Origin of the sequence: Achromobacter mucicolens (genome assembly GCF_029866465.1) — a bacterium.
Lineage (GTDB): Bacteria > Pseudomonadota > Gammaproteobacteria > Burkholderiales > Burkholderiaceae_B > Achromobacter > Achromobacter mucicolens.
Genome location: NZ_CP123364.1, coordinates 161,721 through 178,058, shown reverse-complemented (window position 1 = coordinate 178,058; position 16,338 = coordinate 161,721). Strand labels below are relative to the sequence as shown.

Sequence of the window (16,338 nt, the reverse complement as noted above, 5' to 3'; positions counted from 1 at the left end):
TTTCTGATAGGACTAGCAATGAATAAAGTGGACTCCCGCGTCCTGGCCAGCTGGCTGGACGACACCCTGCAGGCGGCCCGTTTCAAGGACTACTGTCCCAACGGGATGCAGGTGGAAGGCCGATCCGAGGTCGGACACATTATCACCGGTGTGACGGCCAGCGAAGCATTGCTGCGCGCCGCCGTCGAACGCGGCGCGGATGCGGTGCTGGTGCACCACGGCTGGATGTGGCGCAACGAAGACCGCCGCGTCATCGGCACCCGTCGCACCCGCATGGCCCTGACGCTGAAGAACGACCTGAATCTGTACGCCTACCATCTGCCGCTGGATGCGCACCCCACGCTGGGCAACAACGCGCAGCTGGCGCGTGTGCTGGGCCTGTCCCCTGCGCGGCGCGACGATGGTGCGCCCCTGACCTGCGGCCAGGACGGGCTGATCTGGCTGGGCGAGGCCAGCGGCCTGACGACCCTGGGCCAGTTGGGCGAGCGCGTGGCGCAACGCCTGGGCCGCCCGCCGCTCGTCGTGGGCGATCCGGACCAGCCGCTGGCGACCATCGCCTGGTGCACAGGCGGCGCCCAGGGCATGATGGGCGACGCCGTGGATGCGGGCGCAAGCGTCTACATCACCGGCGAAGTCTCGGAATCCACGGTGCACCTGGCGCGTGAAACCGGGGTCGGCTTCATCGCGGCCGGCCACCACGCCACCGAGCGTTACGGCGTGCAGGCGCTGGGGCAGGCCGTGGCCGAGCGCTTCGGCGTCAAGGTCGAATTCGTGGATATCGACAATCCTGCCTGACCCCACCGCCCCTTCAAATCAAAAAAGCGTCCGTTCAAGGACGCTTTTTCATTTACGGGCGCTTGAGCAGGTCGCGAATCTCGCGCAGCAGGGCCACGTCTTCCGGCGTCTTGGCCGGCGCCGGCGCTTCCTCCTGCTTGTTGCGGGCCTTGTAGATGGCCTTGACCATCCAGAAGATCACGAACGCCAGCAGAACGAAATTGATGACGATGGTGAGGAAGTTGCCCCACGCGAAGACGATGGCGCCCGCCTTGGTCAGGTCCGCGTAGTTCATCGGCCCGGCATACCCATCGGGCATGGACAGTACCAGGAACTTATTCGAGAAATCGACCGATCCGCCCAGGATGAAATTGACGAGCGGCATGATGATGTCCCGCACCAGCGAGTCGACGATCCTGCCGAAGGCCGCGCCGATAATGACACCGACGGCCAGATCGACCGCGTTGCCCTTGACCGCGAAATCTCGAAACTCTTTGACGAAACCAGTCGATTTGCTCATAAATCCGCTCCATTCGTGATACGCCTGGGGTAGGCTGGCCTATAATACGCGGTTGCTATGTTGTTACATATTCCCGCGAACCCGATGCCGCAGAAGTGATGCTACTCGTTGAGCGGGCGCATCAACAAGGATAGGAAGATGAGTCAGGATACGCTGGTGCATGACGATGACGGTGCGGTTGATCCCAACCTGCCACCTGATCCTTCGCGACGTTTCTGGGTTACCACCGCCTGTGCTGTGGGTGGCGTAGCAGGTGTCGCAACGGCAGTGCCGCTTGTGAGCACGTTTTCTCCCTCTGAAAAAGCCCGTGCGGCCGGGGCGCCCGTTGAGGTGGATGTCGGCGACATTCCCGTCGGCGCCATGAAAACGGTCGAATGGCGCGGCAAACCGGTGTGGATCATCCACCGCTCGCCCGAGCAGCTCGCCGGTCTGAAAGGGCTGGACTCCCAGCTCGCCGATCCGCAATCCAAGCGGCCCGGCTTCACTCCTCCCTATGCCGAAAACGAAGCCCGCTCGCGCAAGCCCGAGCTCTTCGTCTGCGTCGGCATCTGCACGCACCTGGGCTGCTCGCCCACCGCGCACTTCGAAACGGGTGGCGGCGGCGGTCTGGGCGCGGATTGGCAAGGCGGATTCCTCTGTCCCTGCCACGGCTCCACGTTCGACCTGGCTGGCCGGGTCTTCAAGAACAAGCCTGCCCCCGATAATCTCGAAGTTCCGCCGTACCAGTACCTCAGCGACACCCGCATCATCGTGGGCGTCGATGAAGACAACAAGGCCTGACGCTCGCGTCGCGCTTTTTTCCCGATCTACGTAAGTAAAACAATACGCCACGTATTAGAGAAGGAGCCGTTACATGGCTGGCGAGAAAACCGTCGAGACGACAGGCCTGTTGGGCTGGCTGGACCGGCGCTTCCCGGTGACCTCCACCTGGAAAGCCCATCTGTCCGAGTATTACGCACCCAAGAATTTCAACTTCTGGTATTTCTTTGGCTCGCTGGCGCTTCTGGTGCTGGTGCTGCAGATCGTGACCGGCATCTTCCTGGTCATGCACTACAAGCCGGACGCCGAGCGCGCGTTCCAGTCCGTCGAATACATCATGCGCGAGGTCCCCTGGGGCTGGCTGGTGCGCTACATGCACTCGACCGGCGCCTCGATGTTCTTCGTCGTGGTTTACCTGCACATGCTGCGCGGCCTGCTTTACGGTTCCTACCGCAAGCCCCGCGAACTGGTGTGGATCTTCGGCGTCGCGATCTTCCTCTGTCTGATGGCCGAAGCGTTCTTCGGCTACCTGCTGCCCTGGGGCCAGATGTCGTACTGGGGCGCCCAGGTGATCGTGAACCTGTTCGCGGCCATCCCGTTCATCGGCCCTGAACTGTCCATCTGGATCCGCGGCGACTACGTCGTGTCCGACGCCACGCTGAACCGCTTCTTCGCCTTCCACGTCATCGCCATTCCGCTGGTGCTGATCGGCCTGGTTGCCGCGCACCTGGTGGCGCTGCACGAAGTCGGCTCCAACAACCCGGACGGCGTCGAGATCAAGCAGGGCCCGAAGGACAAGTACGGTCGCCCGAAAGACGGCATCCCGTTCCATCCGTTCTACTCGGTGCATGACCTGGTGGGCGTGGCGGGTTTCCTGCTGGTCTTCGCAGCCATCGTGTTCTTCGCCCCGGAAATGGGCGGGTACTTCCTCGAGTTCAACAACTTCATTCCCGCTGACTCGCTGAAGACGCCTCCGCACATTGCGCCGGTCTGGTACTTCACGCCGTTCTACTCGATGCTCCGTGCCACCACCGATGAATTCACGTGGGTGCTGGCGGGCGCGTCGGTGCTGGGCGCCATCGTGCTCTTTGCCAAGAGCAACCTGAAGGGCTTCATGCGCATCGCCGTCCCCGGCATCCTGATCGTCGTCGCCGTGCTGCTGCGCGTCATCGACGCCAAGTTCTGGGGTGTGGTGGCCATGGGCGGCACAGTCGTCATCCTGTTCTTCCTGCCCTGGCTGGATCATTCGCCGGTCAAGTCCATCCGCTACCGCCCCACGTGGCACAAGTGGATCTACGGCATCTTCATGGTCAACTTCCTGGTGCTTGGCTACATCGGTACGCAGCCGCCCAGTCCGCCGTTGAACCTGACGTCGCAGATCGGCACGCTGCTGTACCTGGCCTTCTTCTTCCTGATGCCGGTATGGAGCCGCCTGGGCACCTTCAAGCAAGTGCCCGACCGCGTCACGTTCCACGCCCACTGAGCCAACGAGAATAACGGACTAACCATGATCAAGAAGCTGATTGGTGCCGTGGCCTTGATGCTCACGTGTACCGCTACCTTTGCCGCCGGAGGCGGCTATCCGCTGGACAAGGCGCCTTACCGCGTCAACGACATGGCGTCGCTGCAAAACGGCGCCAAGCTGTTCGTCAACTACTGCCTGAACTGTCATAGCGCATCCTCGATGCGCTACAACAAGCTCCGGGACATCGGCCTGACCGACGAACAGATCAAGACAAGCCTGCTGTTCACCGGCGAAAAGATTGGCGACATGATGCACGTCGCCATGACGCCGAAGGACGCCAAGGCCTGGTTTGGCACGACGCCCCCGGACTTGTCCGTGATCGCCCGCGCCAAATCCGTGAACGCCGGGCCCTCGGGATCCGACTATCTGTACACCTACCTGCGCACGTTCTACCGCGACACGTCGCGCGCCACGGGCTGGAACAACCTGGTCTTCCCGTCGGTCGGCATGCCGCATGCCCTCTGGCAGGAACAGGGTCCGCGCGAGCTGACCACGGTCGCTGTCCACGAGGTCGAAGGCAAGGACGGCGCCCCCAAATCCTGGGAACGCGTCACAACGGTGTACGATGCACAGGGTTTTGCCACGGTGAAGGCCGAGCCGTTAGCCAATCACCATGGCCATGCCACCTTCGATGCCAAATTCAAGGCCGCCAACCCGGCCCAAACCGCAACATACGACAACGACGTCGCTGATCTGACCGCATTCATGTCCTGGATGGCCGAGCCCGTCCAGACACTGCGTGTCCGCATCGGCGTCGGCGTCATGTTGTTCCTGCTCCTGTTCTTCTTTGTTACGTGGCGCCTGAATGCCTCGTACTGGAAACACGTGCGCTAACCGTAACGCCCCGCCAGGTTCCCCAGCCACCCCGTCTATCGGGGACGGAAGAGGCGGATAGGCCCGTACGCCTATCCTGCCTGGCAATTGGGGCCAGCGCCTGCTAGATTTAGGCGCTGGCCTTTCGTTTTTCAATAAAGGACTTACCGCCATGATGGTGCTCTATTCCGGAACCACGTGTCCGTTTTCGCAACGCTGCCGCTTCGTGTTGTTCGAAAAGGGTATGGATTTCGAGATCCGCGACATCGACCTGTACAACAAGCCCGAAGACATCTCGGTGATGAACCCGTACGGTCAAGTGCCCATTCTGGTCGAACGCGACCTGGTTCTGTACGAGTCGAACATCATCAACGAGTACATCGACGAGCGCTTCCCGCACCCGCAGCTCATGCCCGCCGACCCGGTCATGCGCGCCCGCACGCGTCTGTTCCTCTACAACTTCGAGAAGGAACTCTTCGTTCACGTCTCGACGCTGGAAGACCGCAGCGCCAAGCCCGACGAAAAGAAGCTCGCCAACGCTCGCCAGAACATCCGCGATCGCCTGGCCCAGCTGGCCCCGATGCTGCTCAAGAACAAGTACATGCTGGGCGAGGAATTCTCCATGCTCGACGTGGCCGTCGCACCGCTGCTCTGGCGCCTGGACCACTACGGCATCGAACTGCCCAAGAATGCGGCTCCGCTGCAAAAGTACGCCGAACGCATCTTCTCGCGCCCGGCCTACATCGAAGCGCTGACGCCTTCGGAAAAAGTGATGCGTCGCTAAGGCTGGTTGTGTAATGGGTGAAACTTCGACCAAACCGTATCTGATCCGCGCACTGCACGAATGGTGCACTGATAACGGCTACACGCCGTACATCACCGTGCAGGTCGACGAGCACACCATGGTGCCCGTCGCCCACGTGCGCGACGGCCAGATCACGCTGAACGTGGGCACGCTGGCCACCAACCGTCTGGTACTGGGCAACGAATTCATTGAATTCCAGGCCCGCTTCAGCGGCGTGACCGAAAACGTCTACGTTCCCGTGGGCGCCGTCAGCGCCATCTATGCGCGCGAAACCGGCGCCGGCATGGGCTTCGAGGTCCAGCCCTACGAGCCGCCCGAAGCCGGCGCCCAGGGCGCCTCGCCGGCCCCTGCCGCCCCGGAAGGCTCTGACGCCAATCCCGCCCCTGGCGACGACGACGGCGACGACGACGAACCCAAGCGTCCGCGCCTGACCATCGTCAAATAACGACCCCACGAGAGGGGCTGCATTTTTTTCATTACAATGCAGTCCCTGCGCGTGCCCCGGCACGCATCGCCGGTGTAGCTCAGTTGGTAGAGCAGCTCACTTGTAATGAGAAGGTCGAGGGTTCGATTCCTTTCACCGGCACCAGAGAAATACCCCAGCAAAAAGGCCGATTCCTTGTGGATCGGCCTTTTTTTTGCATTGGATCGCCGCCCCATTGGCCGGCGGCCCGCCTTCGATGCGTTTTCCAAATTCTTCTGATTGTCCGCCGTTCGACGCAGTGTTGTTCTAAGGCACTGCGAATCCCGAGGATTAATCATGAATGGCCGCCCGATTGTTCGTGTAGGCGACAAGACCACGCATGGAGGGACGGTGACGGAGGGGTTCTTCTCCTATGACGTTCTTGGCCGTGCCGCTGCGGGAATGGGGCACATGGTGACTTGCCCTCGCTGCGAGGGCGCTTTTCCCATCGCCGAAGGTGTCGCCACTTTCGCTATCGACGATAGCTTCGTTGCAGTCGACGGCATGAAAACGTCCTGCGGCGCTTCGCTGATCGCGAGTCAAACTTTTGCGGTTGTGTACCTAGATCCAGGTGGCATCGTTAGTACATCGGTCGACCGTAGCGCATCCACCGAAAGCTCGCTGACAGATCAGGCTTTGTCGGGGCACAGGCTCTCCAACGAACACCAGCGTACCGGCTGTGATCACCCAGACACGGCAATACAGCTGGCCGAGTACATCGTCCGTGAGATGAAGACCAATCCATTTTCCATTCGCGGTCGACAGATCCATGACGCCAACCACTACGACATCAGGGCGTATTACAAAGAACTGGAAAATGCACCTTGGTATCTCAGGCTGTCAGCGCGTAAAACCTACATCGAGAGGAAGGTAGAACAGCAGCTTTCCGCGTACATGCTTTTTGCCGACATCATCGGCCCAAGTCGCCCCTGGGACCACAAGTCCATTTTGCGGCGAATGCTTGGTTCCCGCCTCAATAAAGGTTGGCAGAAGTACGGCTCTTTTGACTATTACTATGACATCTGGTCCAACATCCATTATGGATATGTGGGCGTTGCGCTCGGCTTTGATAGTGCCGAACTCATCAATTCGGCAGGCATCGCACAGGCGCTTTTGGACACCTACAATGCCCTGAAGGAAACGCGATGGCCAACCATGCAAAACCATCCTGAAAATGGGCCCTGGCCAGCCAGCGCTGACGATGTGCCAGATCATATTTCGATCAAGTTGGGCTGCAATCTTTATGATCGGGCCAAACCCCACGAACTGACGACAGCAACTCTCCTGCAATTCATTGAGGCCGTACCGTTACCTTGGGGGAATGTTGAGCATCACGCCAAAGAGATCCACAACTGCGATCGCAAAGGGACGTAATGCGCTTCTTACTAAAATTCTTCGGAAGTATCGTCGGAATTCTTGCGGTGCTTTGGAGTTGCATCGCGTTGTGGGGTACGTTCTCGCCGATCGTGGTGTTGCACTACTCCCAGCGGGCGACTGACCGAATTGGCGTTTTTTTTAACGACAACGACAACACGGCGAAATTTGGCATGAGCCCGGGCGAGACGTCGGCCCAATACACGGCCATGTTTCCAAAGCCCGACATGTGGCTGCTGCTGACATTTCCCAGCCAAAGCACTGACTCGCTCGAAATCACCAACCCATTCAGGCGAATCGACGTCTGCATCGGGCCTGGCGCAAAAATTGAACGGATAGTGACGCGCCACGGATTCCTTGATCGCTTTACCGAGCCGAGCCCACCCTGCGAGCCCGCGTCCAAGCGCTGAGTCGCGCCCGGGGTTCATCCATGACCCCCGGCGTTCGTCGTGAAAAGGCGGCTCGCGCCTGACGCGCATCCGCCCCCACCCGCATCACCCCAGCGCCGGCAACATATTAAACAGCAGCACCATCACCAACCCCACCACCGACACGATCGACTGCACGACGGAAATCGTCTTCGTGGCTTCGCCCATGGTCATGCCGAACGATTCCTTCACCATCCAGAATCCGGCGTGATTCGCGTAGTTGAAGAACAGCGAACCGCAGCCGATGGACAGGGCCAGCAGCGGCAAATTCAGGGTGGGGTCCGCGCCCGCAAGTGGCGCCAGCAAACCCGCGGCGCCGACGATGCCGACCGTGGCCGAGCCGGTGGAGACCGATAGCAGCATGGCGATCAGCCAGCCCAGGATCAGCGGCGGGAAAGCGAACTGGTGGGTCAGGTGGACGATGGCGTCGCCGACCTTGGCGTTCGTCAGGACCTGCTGGAAGGCGCCGCCGCCGGCGATGATGAGCATGATGCCGGCGATGGGCTTCAAGCTCTGGCCCAGCGCGCCACGCAACTTTTCCGCGTCGCCGCCGCGCAGGAAGACCAGCGTCACGGCTGCAAACAGCACGCCCAGCAGCATCGCGACGACGGGGTTGCCGAGGAACGCGGCAACGTGCGTCACGCTCGAGTCCTTGGGCAGCAGCATTTCGGCCACGGCGTGAACCAGCATCAGCAGGGCGGGCAGCAGCGCCGCCAGCACGCCCAGTCCGACGCTAGGCGCGTTATTGCCGCCAGGGCTGTCGGCAGACGCCGTGAACTGTTCGAGCAGGGCCTCGTCCGGCCGTGTCGTCATGCGCGGGGCGATGAACGCGCCATACAGAGGCCCGCCGAAGATCATGGCCGGCAGCGCCGCGATGAAACCGTAGATCATCGTGGGGCCCACCGTGGTCTTGAGCGTGGCGATGGCGGTCAGCGGGCCAGGATGCGGGGGCACCATGCCGTGCATGGCTGCCAGCGCGGAAATCACCGGCACGCCCACGTAGACATAGGCCGAGCCCTTGAAGCGCGCCTGGCTTTCCAGCTTGCGCGCCACGCTGAAGATCAGCGGCAGCATCACCACCAGGCCCACTTCGAAGAACATGGGGATACCGATGACGAACGCCACCAGCGTCATCGCCCACGGAATCAGCCGGGGAGAGGTGTGGCGCAGGATGGCGTTGGCCAGGCGTTCGGTGGTGCCCGAATCCGCGAGGATCTTACCCAGCATGGCGCCCAGCGCGATCACCACGCCCACGGCGCCCAGCGTCTTGCCGGCGCCGTCCGTCAGGCTCTTGACGATGGCGCCCGGGGCCATGCCCGTCGCAAAGCCGACGCCGATGGATACGATCAGGAGCGCCAGCAGCGGGTGCATGCGCAGACGCGAGACGATCAGCGCGACCAGGACCAGAACGCTCACCAGGGCGGTGAGCAGCAATTGAATGTCGAACGAAGACATGACGTGAACCCAGAAAAGACGAGAGAGGTTGCGAGCCTTCCTTCTTCTGGCGGCCATGATACGGGATCGGGATGACGGCAAGCTTGAAAAACAGGGCCGGCCTCACTGGCCAAAACCGCAATTTTCCGCCTCGCTTTGCATTCTTCCGATTTTTTGTGCATAATTCGCCCCCTCTACCTGTTCCCCGATAGCTCAGTCGGTAGAGCGACGGACTGTTAATCCGCAGGTCGCTGGTTCGAGCCCAGCTCGGGGAGCCAAGAATTTGCAGTACCGCAGTACCCTTAAAAAAGCCCGCAACGTGTTTGCGGGCTTTTTGCATTGGCGCGCCAAGCTGCCGTCCGGGCCCGGGTTGTCGACGCCCAGGTTGCCAAGCCGTGTGCATCGCGTAGCATGGCCCGGGTCCGCACCTTCCCGCCCTGCACACCGATGCGTTCATCGCGATCCCTGCCGCCCCTGGTTTCCCTGCGCGCCTTCGAAGCGGCCGCGCGGCGGCTAAGCTTCTCGCAAGCCGCGGAAGATCTGTTTGTCACGCAAAGCGCCATCAGCCATCACATCCAGCGCCTGGAAAAAGAACTGGGCGTCGCGCTCTTCGAACGGCGCACACGCGCCGTGGCGCTGACCGAAGCGGGCCACTGAGCGCGCCGGTCCAGGCGCTGAACGACTGGCTGGCGCACACACATTAGTTTTACTCATACCTACTTCGCAAGAATTGATTGGTCAGGCCACGCCGCGGCCGATAGCATCGGGGGAGCGTCAAGACGCGCTTTCCCTTTTTTCATAGGTGATTCGATATGACCCGCAGCATTTCCGCCCGCGTTGCCGAGCTTGGCCTGACCCTGGATCCCGCCTCCGCCCCGGCCGCGAACTATGTGCCGTTTGTCCAGGAGGGCAACCTGCTCTACATCTCGGGCCAGATCTCCCGCAAGGATGGCAAGGCCGCGTATCTGGGCCAATTGGGCCACCAAGTGTCTGACGCCGACGGCGTTCAGGCTGCGCGCGCCAGCGCCCTGGGCATCCTGGCGCAGATCGCTGCCGCCACGGGCGACCGTCTGGACCGCGTGGCACGTGTCGTGAAGCTGGGCGTGTTCGTCGCCAGCGCCCCGGACTTCAATCGCCAAAGCGTCATCGCCAACGGCGCGTCGGATCTGATGGTCGACGTGTTCGGCGACGCCGGACGCCATGCGCGCAGCGCCGTCGGCGTGGCCGCCCTGCCGCAAGGCGTGTCGGTGGAAGTCGAGGCCGTCATCGCGCTGACCCCGGCCTGATACGCCCCACCCGACAGGAACCGCCATGACCGCCCCCCTGACCCCAAGCGCCATCCAGGCGCTGCGCGCCCACGCGCCCGGCACGCAAAGCTCGGTGCATTTCAATCACGCCGGCGCATCCTTGCCGTCCACGGCCTCGATCCAGGCCATTCACGCGCATCTGAAGCGTGAAGCGGCGCAGGGTCCGATGGAAGCGGGCGTGGCGGCGCGCGACCTGACCGAAGCGGCCCGCACGCTGGGCGCACAGCTGTTGAACGCGCAGGTCGAGGAGATCGCGTTGACCGGCGGCAACTCGCCGGGCTGGGGCGCCGCCTTTGCGGCGCTGCCGGCCTGGCGGCCCGGCGACCGCATCCTGGTGGGCCGTCACGAATGGGGCGGCAACCTGGCGGCCATGCGGCTGATCGCGCAGCGCGCGGGCGCCACGCTGGAGACCATCCCCTCGGACGACAGCGGCTGCGTGGACCCGCAGGCGCTGGAAGCCATGCTGGACGACAGGGTACGGGTCATTGCGCTGACGTGGCTGCCCGCCAACGGCGGCCTCATCAATCCGGCCGCCGCGATCGGACGCGTGGCGCGCAAGCACGATATTCCCTATTTCGTGGACGGCGCCCAGGCCGTGGGGCAGATTCCCATCGACGTGCGGCAGGTCGGTTGCGACGTGCTGAGCGGCGCGGGCCGCAAGGCCTTGCGCGGACCGCGCGGCACCGGGCTGCTGTACGTGCGGCGCGAATTCCTGGATCGGCTCACGCCCGCCTTCGTGGACACGCATTCCGCGCCGCTGGGCGTGGACGGGGAACCCGTGCTGCGCGCCGATGCCGCACGCCTGGAATCCGCCGAGAATTCATTGGCGCTGCGTTGTGGCCTGGCCAATGCCCTGCGCGAAGCGCTGGATCTGGGCCTGGACACGATCCGCGCCACCATCGACGCCACTGCCCAGGCGCTGCGCGCCGAACTGGCCGCCATTCCCGGCGTGTCGGTGCTGGACCAGGGGCGCGAGCAATCAGGGCTGGTCGCCTTCAACCTGGCCGGACAGGACGCGGCCGACGTTCAGCGCGCGCTGGCCGCGCAGGGCATCACCATCGGCAGCAACGGCGTGCCGTACACGCCGCTGGACATGCAGGCCCGTGGTCTGGACCGTATTGCCCGCGCGTCCGTGAGCTATCTGACGAGCGGCGACGAAATCGATCGCCTGCTGCAGGCCTTGCGCAAGCTGGCGGCCTAGCGCGGCAATGGGCTCAGGCGCGGCCGGCCAGCGCCGGGCGCTTGGAAAACGGCGACCATTTCGTGAAGACGAGCAGGTTGCCCAGCATCACCAGCGCCAGGCCGGCGATGGCATAAGGTGTCCAGCGGTAGCCTTCGACCACCGTCGATATGCTGAGCGCCACGACCGGAAACAGCACCGTGCAATAGGCGGCCCGTGCGGGCCCCATGCGGCCGACCAGCGTCAGATACGCGGTAAAGCCCACCACGGAACCCACCACGGCCAGGTACAGCAACGCGCCCACATAGGCGGGCGACGAATCGAAGCTGAACGGCACGCCCGCGGCCAGGCAGCCGGCCAGCAGAATGCCCGCCCCGTAAAGCATGCTGTAGGCGTTGCCGGTCAGCGGCCGGATGCCCGCGCGCTGCTGCAGGGACGACAGCATGTTGCCCGTGGAAAAGCACAGGGTGCCGAGCAGCGCAAAGCCCAGGCCCAGCAGCGTCTCGTGGCTGGCCTGCTGGCTGGCCAGTTCCGGCCAGAAAAGCAGCACCAGGCCGCAAAACCCCAGCGCGCCCGCCGCCATGATGCGCGGCGCGATGCGCGTGCCGAACCAGAGCCGCGCATTGAGCGCGTTCCACAGCGTGGCGGCCGAGAACACCACCGACACCAGGCCGCTGGGGATCCACTGCGTGGCCGAGTAGAAGCACAGGAAGTTCAGGCAGAACAGGCACAGGCCCTGGCCCACGCACAGCCAATGACCCCGCCGGTCCAGCTTTTGCAGTTTGCGCAGGACAAGCAGCGCCACGAACAGCAGCAGGCCCGCCAGCGCGAAGCGGTAGAAGATCGACACCGGGATGGCCACCACGCCAAGCTGCAGCTTGATGGCGATCCAGGTGGAGCCCCAGATCAGGACGGTGAGCAGATACAGGGAAAGATTCATGATGCGACGGGCGCGGCAGGCCACGCGAAGTGCTGATACGGACATCGGCGGCCATGTTTGATCGCCGGACATCCAGTGTGCGCCCCGATGCCACGCCGCGATTGCCGGTTCTTGCGCTTTTGTCCGAATCGGGCGCGTCAAGCGCCCGTGGACGGGAGTAGCATTCCTTTCCATGGGCACCCCCGCTACGGCTCCGGCCGATTTCTCTGTTTTCCGCACGCTGTCGCGTTCGACCGCGACGCTCGAGCGCGCCGCGTCGCTGGGCGAGGGCATGGCGATCTCGCAGTGGTCGCGCACCGCCCGCGAAACGCTGGGCTACGAAACGCCCGGCCATCACACGCTGTCGCTGTACCTGCGGGGCGGAGACCGGTCGTTTCGCGTGGGCCAGGACTCGCTGCATGGCGGCGCGGGCAAATTCTGCGTGCTGCCCGCCGAGCACCATTCCCGCTGGAGCATGAACGACAACGTGCATTTCCTGCACCTGTACATCGCCCCGCAGCGGCTGGCCCGCGAAGCCGTCATGCGGCTGGACTGCGAACCGCGGACGCTGGAACTGCGCGACCGCACCTACATCCAGGACGACTCGCTGATCGACGTCTGCCGCCGACTCCTGGGCACGGACTGGAACCAGCCCGCCGACCGGCTGGCCGCCAGCAGCGCCGCCGAGACCGTGCTGCACCACCTGCTGACGCAGGGTGTCACGCGCAAGACCCCGCAACCGGTCCGCGGCGGCCTGGCGCCCGGCGTGCGCCGCCGCGTCATGGACTATGTGGACGCGCATCTGGCCGATCCCCTGACGCTGGACGAACTGGCAGGCGTCGCCGCGCTGTCCACGTATCACTTTGCCCGCATGTTCCATGCCTCGTTTGGCGAGCCGCCGCATGCCTGGGTGCGCGGCCGGCGCCTGGCCCGCGCCCGAAGCCTGCTGACGGCCGGCAAAGGCGACCTGGCAGCCATTGCGCAAGCCAGCGGCTTTGGCAGCGCCAGCCACCTTGCCCGTGTCTTTCGCGATGCCATCGGCGTCACGCCGGGCCAGTATCGCAGCGCGCGCGCCAGCCACTGACCGCGCCGATCCGGGATGCCGCCGGCCGCAACACGCGGTCTACAATGGCGCATCGCCCTCGCGGCTTCACTTGGCCTTTGCCGGCCTTCTCCCGCCTGCACCGACGCGATGCCGTCCCCGACCTCTCGCGATACTTCCCCCCTCATCGACAGCGCCGTTCAGCGCCCCTTGCGCGCGCACTGGCTGGCCGAGCTGATCCGATTGCGCGAAGCGCACTGGGGACCGCTCGAGGACGCGCAGGCGGTGCGCCAGGTGCGCCAGCTCGATGCCGGCCTGCCGGCGCGCATCCTTGCCCGCGCCGCGCTGCTGGCGCACCGCGAAAACCTGATTCCCCTTGTCGATGGCTGGCGCCGCAGCGCCGTGGCCATGCTGGCCGTCCTGTTCGTCTTGGCCGTGCTCTCCGGCGCGGCCGCCGCCCTGGGCGCGCTGGGCGACGGCACGCGAGCCGTGAACGTGCTGTGGGCGATGGGCGCGCTTCTGGGGCTGCACGCGCTCACCTTTTTGCTGTGGCTGGCGAGCTTTCTGCTGCGGCCCGCCGCTGTCACCGGCCTGGGCCGCCTCTGGCTGTGGGCCACGCGCAAGCTCGCGCGCGGCCCCGATGGCGCGCTGGTGCCACAGGCCTTCCTGAACCTGCTGACGCGCGCGGGCGCGTTGCGCGGCCTGTTCGGCAGCATCAGCCATCTGTTGTGGCTGACGGCGCTATGCGCCGCGCTGGCGACGCTACTGGTGGTGCTGTCCACCGCCAGCTACCGGTTCGTCTGGGCCACCACGCTGCTCGCGCCCGAGTCGTTTGTGTGGCTGACGCAGGCCATCGGCTGGCTGCCGGCGCATCTGGGCTTTCCGATGCCCGACGCCGCGACCATACGCGCCAGCGACGGCACGCAAGTCCTGCCGGCCAGCGCGCAGGCGCAGTGGTCGCTCTGGCTGATCGGCGTCCTCGTGGTCTACGGCATCGTGCCGCGCTTGATTGCCGGCGCGCTGTGCGTCGCGGCTACGCTGCGCGCCTTGCGCCGCGTGCGCATCGACCCCGCGCTGGCCGGTTTCTCCACGCTGCGCGACCGGCTTGAGCCGCCCGCGCTGTCCACCGGCATCGACCGGCCCGTCGATCCCCTGCACGAACCCCGCGTGCGGGCGCCGGCGCTGGACGGCCTGGGCGGGCAGCCGGTGCTGCTGGCGCTGGAACTGCCCGCGGATCTGCCGTGGCCGCCCGCGAACCTGCCCGACGGCATCCGGCAGGCCGGCAACCTGGACACGCGCGAGGAACGCAACCGCGTGCTGGACGCGTTGGCGCAATCGGCCGCCGCGCGCCTGTTGATCGCGTGCGATGCGCGCCAGACGCCGGATCGCGGCACGCTATCCCTGATCGCCGACCTGTCCGCGCACGCGGCGCAGACGCGGGTCTGGCTGATCCTGCCGCAAGCCGGCGCCCACGTCCCCGCCGGGGCTGGCACCGAAACCCGCGCCGAGCTTTGGCGCGACCGTCTGCTGGCGCTGGGCCTGCCGGCCGACGCCATCCTGCTGGCGCCCGTTGCGCCGCTGACCTGGCTGGAGACCGGCCATGGCTGAACTCATCAAGATCGCGCTCGTTGGCCACACCAATACCGGCAAGACGTCGCTGCTGCGCACGCTGACACGCGACACCACCTTCGGCGAAGTGGCTGACCGGCCGGGCACCACGCGCCACGTCGAAGGCGCCCGCCTGCGCCTGGATGGCCGGCCCGTGCTGGAATGGTTCGACACGCCCGGCATGGAAGACAGCATCGCATTGCTGGAATACCTGGAACGGCTGGATCGCCCCGGCGAACGGCTCGACGGCCCCGCGCGCATCCGCCGTTTCCTGGACACGCCCGAAGCGCACGGCCGCTTCGAACAAGAGGCGCGCGTGCTGACCAAGATGCTGGACTGCGACGCCGCGCTGTACGTGATCGACGCGCGCGATCCGGTGCTGGGCAAGCACCGCGACGAACTCGCCATCCTAGCCGCCTGCGGACGACCGCTATTGCCGGTGCTGAACTTCGTCAATGCGCCGGCGCACCGCGCCGACGCGTGGCGTGACGCGATGGCGCGGCTGGGCCTGCACGCCGTCGTGGAATTCGACACGATCGCGCCGCCGCTCGATGGCGAGCAACAGCTGTACGCCAAGCTTGGCGTGCTGCTGGACCGTCACGCAGGCGCGCTGGCCCGGCTGTCGGACAGCCTGGCCGCGCAGCGCCGCCAGCGCCACGCCGCGGCCTACGAGCTGGTCGCCGACCTGCTGATCGACGTGGCCGCGCTGCATGTGTCCAGCGCCAGCGACGACGCGGCGCTGGCCGCCGCTTCAAGCCAGTTGCGCGACCAGGTGCGCCAGCGCGAACAGACCTGCGTCAACGCGCTGCTCGCGCTCTACAACTTTCGCGCCTCGGATTACGCCGACGACGCGTTGCCCTTGCAGGGCGAGCGTTGGGGCATGGATCTTTTTCATCCGCAGGCGCTCAAGGACATGGGCGTGCAGGTGGGCATGGGCGCCGCCGCGGGCGCGATGGCCGGCGCGGCCGTCGACCTCATGAGCGCGGGTCTCAGCCTGGGCACCGGCATGCTGATCGGCGCGGCGGCCGGCGGCCTGTGGCAGGGTGTCGAAAAGCTGGGCAAACGCGTGGCGGGCAAGCTGCGCGGTTATCGCGAGATCAGTGTCGACGATGCCGTGCTGCGGCTGCTGGCACTGCGCCAACGGCAATTGATCGAAGCGCTGGAGCGCCGCGGCCACGCCGCGCGCGAGCCGTTGCGCCTGGACCTTCCCGACGACGAGGCCTGGCGCAAGGGCCCTTTGCCGGACGCGCTGAAAGAAGCGCGCAGCCGGCCGGAATGGTCGGCCCTGGGTAAACACCATGAAGACAGCGACCGGCGCAAGCGCATGCTGCTCGAATTGGCGAAAACCCTAGCATCCGCGCCGCTCCCGGCCGATTGACCGGCGGCC

Annotated in this window: 16 protein-coding genes, 2 tRNA genes and 1 pseudogene; 16 read left to right on the top strand and 3 right to left on the bottom strand. The window is 65.0% G+C overall.

Annotation, left to right across the window (positions count from 1 at the left end; all coding sequences use genetic code 11):
* Window positions 1–18: 18 nt before the first annotated feature.
* Window positions 19–795 carry a Nif3-like dinuclear metal center hexameric protein gene (locus tag QEP15_RS00815; protein ID WP_152383136.1) on the top strand — a complete coding sequence of 259 codons (777 nt, stop codon included), beginning with the start codon at window positions 19–21 and terminating at the stop codon, window positions 793–795.
* Window positions 796–847: 52 nt separating this feature from the next.
* On the opposite strand, the gene mscL is transcribed toward QEP15_RS00815, so the two are convergent.
* A complete protein-coding gene (gene mscL, locus QEP15_RS00810) occupies window positions 848–1,294 on the bottom strand; it encodes a large conductance mechanosensitive channel protein MscL (protein WP_152383135.1) in 447 nt (148 codons plus the stop codon).
* 138 nt (window positions 1,295–1,432) lie between these two features.
* Here mscL and petA point away from each other — a divergent pair, with 138 nt between their 5' ends.
* The 8 genes from petA to QEP15_RS00770 all read left to right on the top strand — a co-directional run bounded on the left by petA (window position 1,433) and on the right by QEP15_RS00770 (window position 7,443).
* Window positions 1,433–2,074: a ubiquinol-cytochrome c reductase iron-sulfur subunit gene (gene petA, locus QEP15_RS00805; RefSeq protein ID WP_062840173.1), complete on the top strand. Its 642-nt coding sequence runs from the start codon at window positions 1,433–1,435 to the stop codon at window positions 2,072–2,074.
* 73 nt (window positions 2,075–2,147) lie between these two features.
* The gene (locus QEP15_RS00800) at window positions 2,148–3,536 is read left to right on the top strand and encodes a cytochrome b (RefSeq protein WP_056320424.1); all 1,389 of its coding nucleotides are present in this window, start codon (window positions 2,148–2,150) and stop codon (window positions 3,534–3,536) included.
* A 24-nt stretch (window positions 3,537–3,560) separates the two neighbouring features.
* Window positions 3,561–4,412, top strand: coding sequence for a cytochrome c1 (locus tag QEP15_RS00795; RefSeq protein WP_056320427.1), 852 nt, complete (start codon window positions 3,561–3,563; stop codon window positions 4,410–4,412).
* Window positions 4,413–4,563: 151 nt separating this feature from the next.
* On the top strand, window positions 4,564–5,175 hold the full coding sequence (locus QEP15_RS00790; RefSeq protein ID WP_006388039.1) for a glutathione S-transferase N-terminal domain-containing protein: 612 nt from the start codon (window positions 4,564–4,566) through the stop codon (window positions 5,173–5,175).
* Window positions 5,176–5,188: 13 nt separating this feature from the next.
* Window positions 5,189–5,641, top strand: coding sequence for a ClpXP protease specificity-enhancing factor (locus tag QEP15_RS00785; RefSeq protein ID WP_062840171.1), 453 nt, complete (start codon window positions 5,189–5,191; stop codon window positions 5,639–5,641).
* A gap of 68 nt (window positions 5,642–5,709) precedes the next feature.
* Window positions 5,710–5,785, top strand: a tRNA-Thr gene (locus QEP15_RS00780).
* Window positions 5,786–5,956: 171 nt separating this feature from the next.
* Window positions 5,957–7,033 carry a polymorphic toxin type 44 domain-containing protein gene (locus tag QEP15_RS00775; protein ID WP_280148314.1) on the top strand — a complete coding sequence of 359 codons (1,077 nt, stop codon included), beginning with the start codon at window positions 5,957–5,959 and terminating at the stop codon, window positions 7,031–7,033.
* The gene (locus QEP15_RS00770; RefSeq protein WP_217618956.1) at window positions 7,033–7,443 is read left to right on the top strand and encodes a hypothetical protein; all 411 of its coding nucleotides are present in this window, start codon (window positions 7,033–7,035) and stop codon (window positions 7,441–7,443) included. Before QEP15_RS00775 ends, QEP15_RS00770 begins: the two co-directional genes overlap by 1 nt.
* Before the next feature lie 84 nt (window positions 7,444–7,527).
* On the opposite strand, the gene QEP15_RS00765 is transcribed toward QEP15_RS00770, so the two are convergent.
* Entirely contained in the window at window positions 7,528–8,916 is a 1,389-nt protein-coding gene (locus tag QEP15_RS00765; RefSeq protein WP_152383132.1) for a GntP family permease, read from the bottom strand.
* A 181-nt stretch (window positions 8,917–9,097) separates the two neighbouring features.
* Here QEP15_RS00765 and QEP15_RS00760 point away from each other — a divergent pair.
* The 4 genes and pseudogenes from QEP15_RS00760 to QEP15_RS00745 all read left to right on the top strand — a co-directional run bounded on the left by QEP15_RS00760 (window position 9,098) and on the right by QEP15_RS00745 (window position 11,403).
* A tRNA-Asn gene (locus QEP15_RS00760) sits at window positions 9,098–9,173 on the top strand.
* Between the two features lie 169 nt (window positions 9,174–9,342).
* A pseudogene (locus QEP15_RS00755) lies at window positions 9,343–9,546 on the top strand (LysR family transcriptional regulator); the annotation flags it as partial.
* A 161-nt stretch (window positions 9,547–9,707) separates the two neighbouring features.
* Window positions 9,708–10,181 carry a RidA family protein gene (locus QEP15_RS00750; protein WP_128829732.1) on the top strand — a complete coding sequence of 158 codons (474 nt, stop codon included), beginning with the start codon at window positions 9,708–9,710 and terminating at the stop codon, window positions 10,179–10,181.
* A 25-nt stretch (window positions 10,182–10,206) separates the two neighbouring features.
* On the top strand, window positions 10,207–11,403 hold the full coding sequence (locus QEP15_RS00745; protein WP_152383131.1) for an aminotransferase class V-fold PLP-dependent enzyme: 1,197 nt from the start codon (window positions 10,207–10,209) through the stop codon (window positions 11,401–11,403).
* A gap of 13 nt (window positions 11,404–11,416) precedes the next feature.
* Here the strand turns inward: QEP15_RS00745 and QEP15_RS00740 are convergent, their stop codons facing one another.
* Window positions 11,417–12,322, bottom strand: coding sequence for a DMT family transporter (locus QEP15_RS00740; protein ID WP_152383130.1), 906 nt, complete (start codon window positions 12,320–12,322; stop codon window positions 11,417–11,419).
* Between the two features lie 172 nt (window positions 12,323–12,494).
* On the opposite strand from QEP15_RS00740, the gene QEP15_RS00735 reads away from it, so the two are divergent.
* From QEP15_RS00735 to QEP15_RS00725, 3 genes are all read left to right on the top strand, one after another.
* A complete protein-coding gene (locus QEP15_RS00735; RefSeq protein ID WP_175156352.1) occupies window positions 12,495–13,385 on the top strand; it encodes a helix-turn-helix domain-containing protein in 891 nt (296 codons plus the stop codon).
* A gap of 108 nt (window positions 13,386–13,493) precedes the next feature.
* Entirely contained in the window at window positions 13,494–14,951 is a 1,458-nt protein-coding gene (locus QEP15_RS00730) for a DUF2868 domain-containing protein (protein ID WP_152383128.1), read from the top strand.
* A complete protein-coding gene (locus QEP15_RS00725) occupies window positions 14,944–16,329 on the top strand; it encodes a GTPase/DUF3482 domain-containing protein (protein ID WP_056327767.1) in 1,386 nt (461 codons plus the stop codon). Before QEP15_RS00730 ends, QEP15_RS00725 begins: the two co-directional genes overlap by 8 nt.
* The last annotated feature ends 9 nt before the right edge of the window (window positions 16,330–16,338 follow it).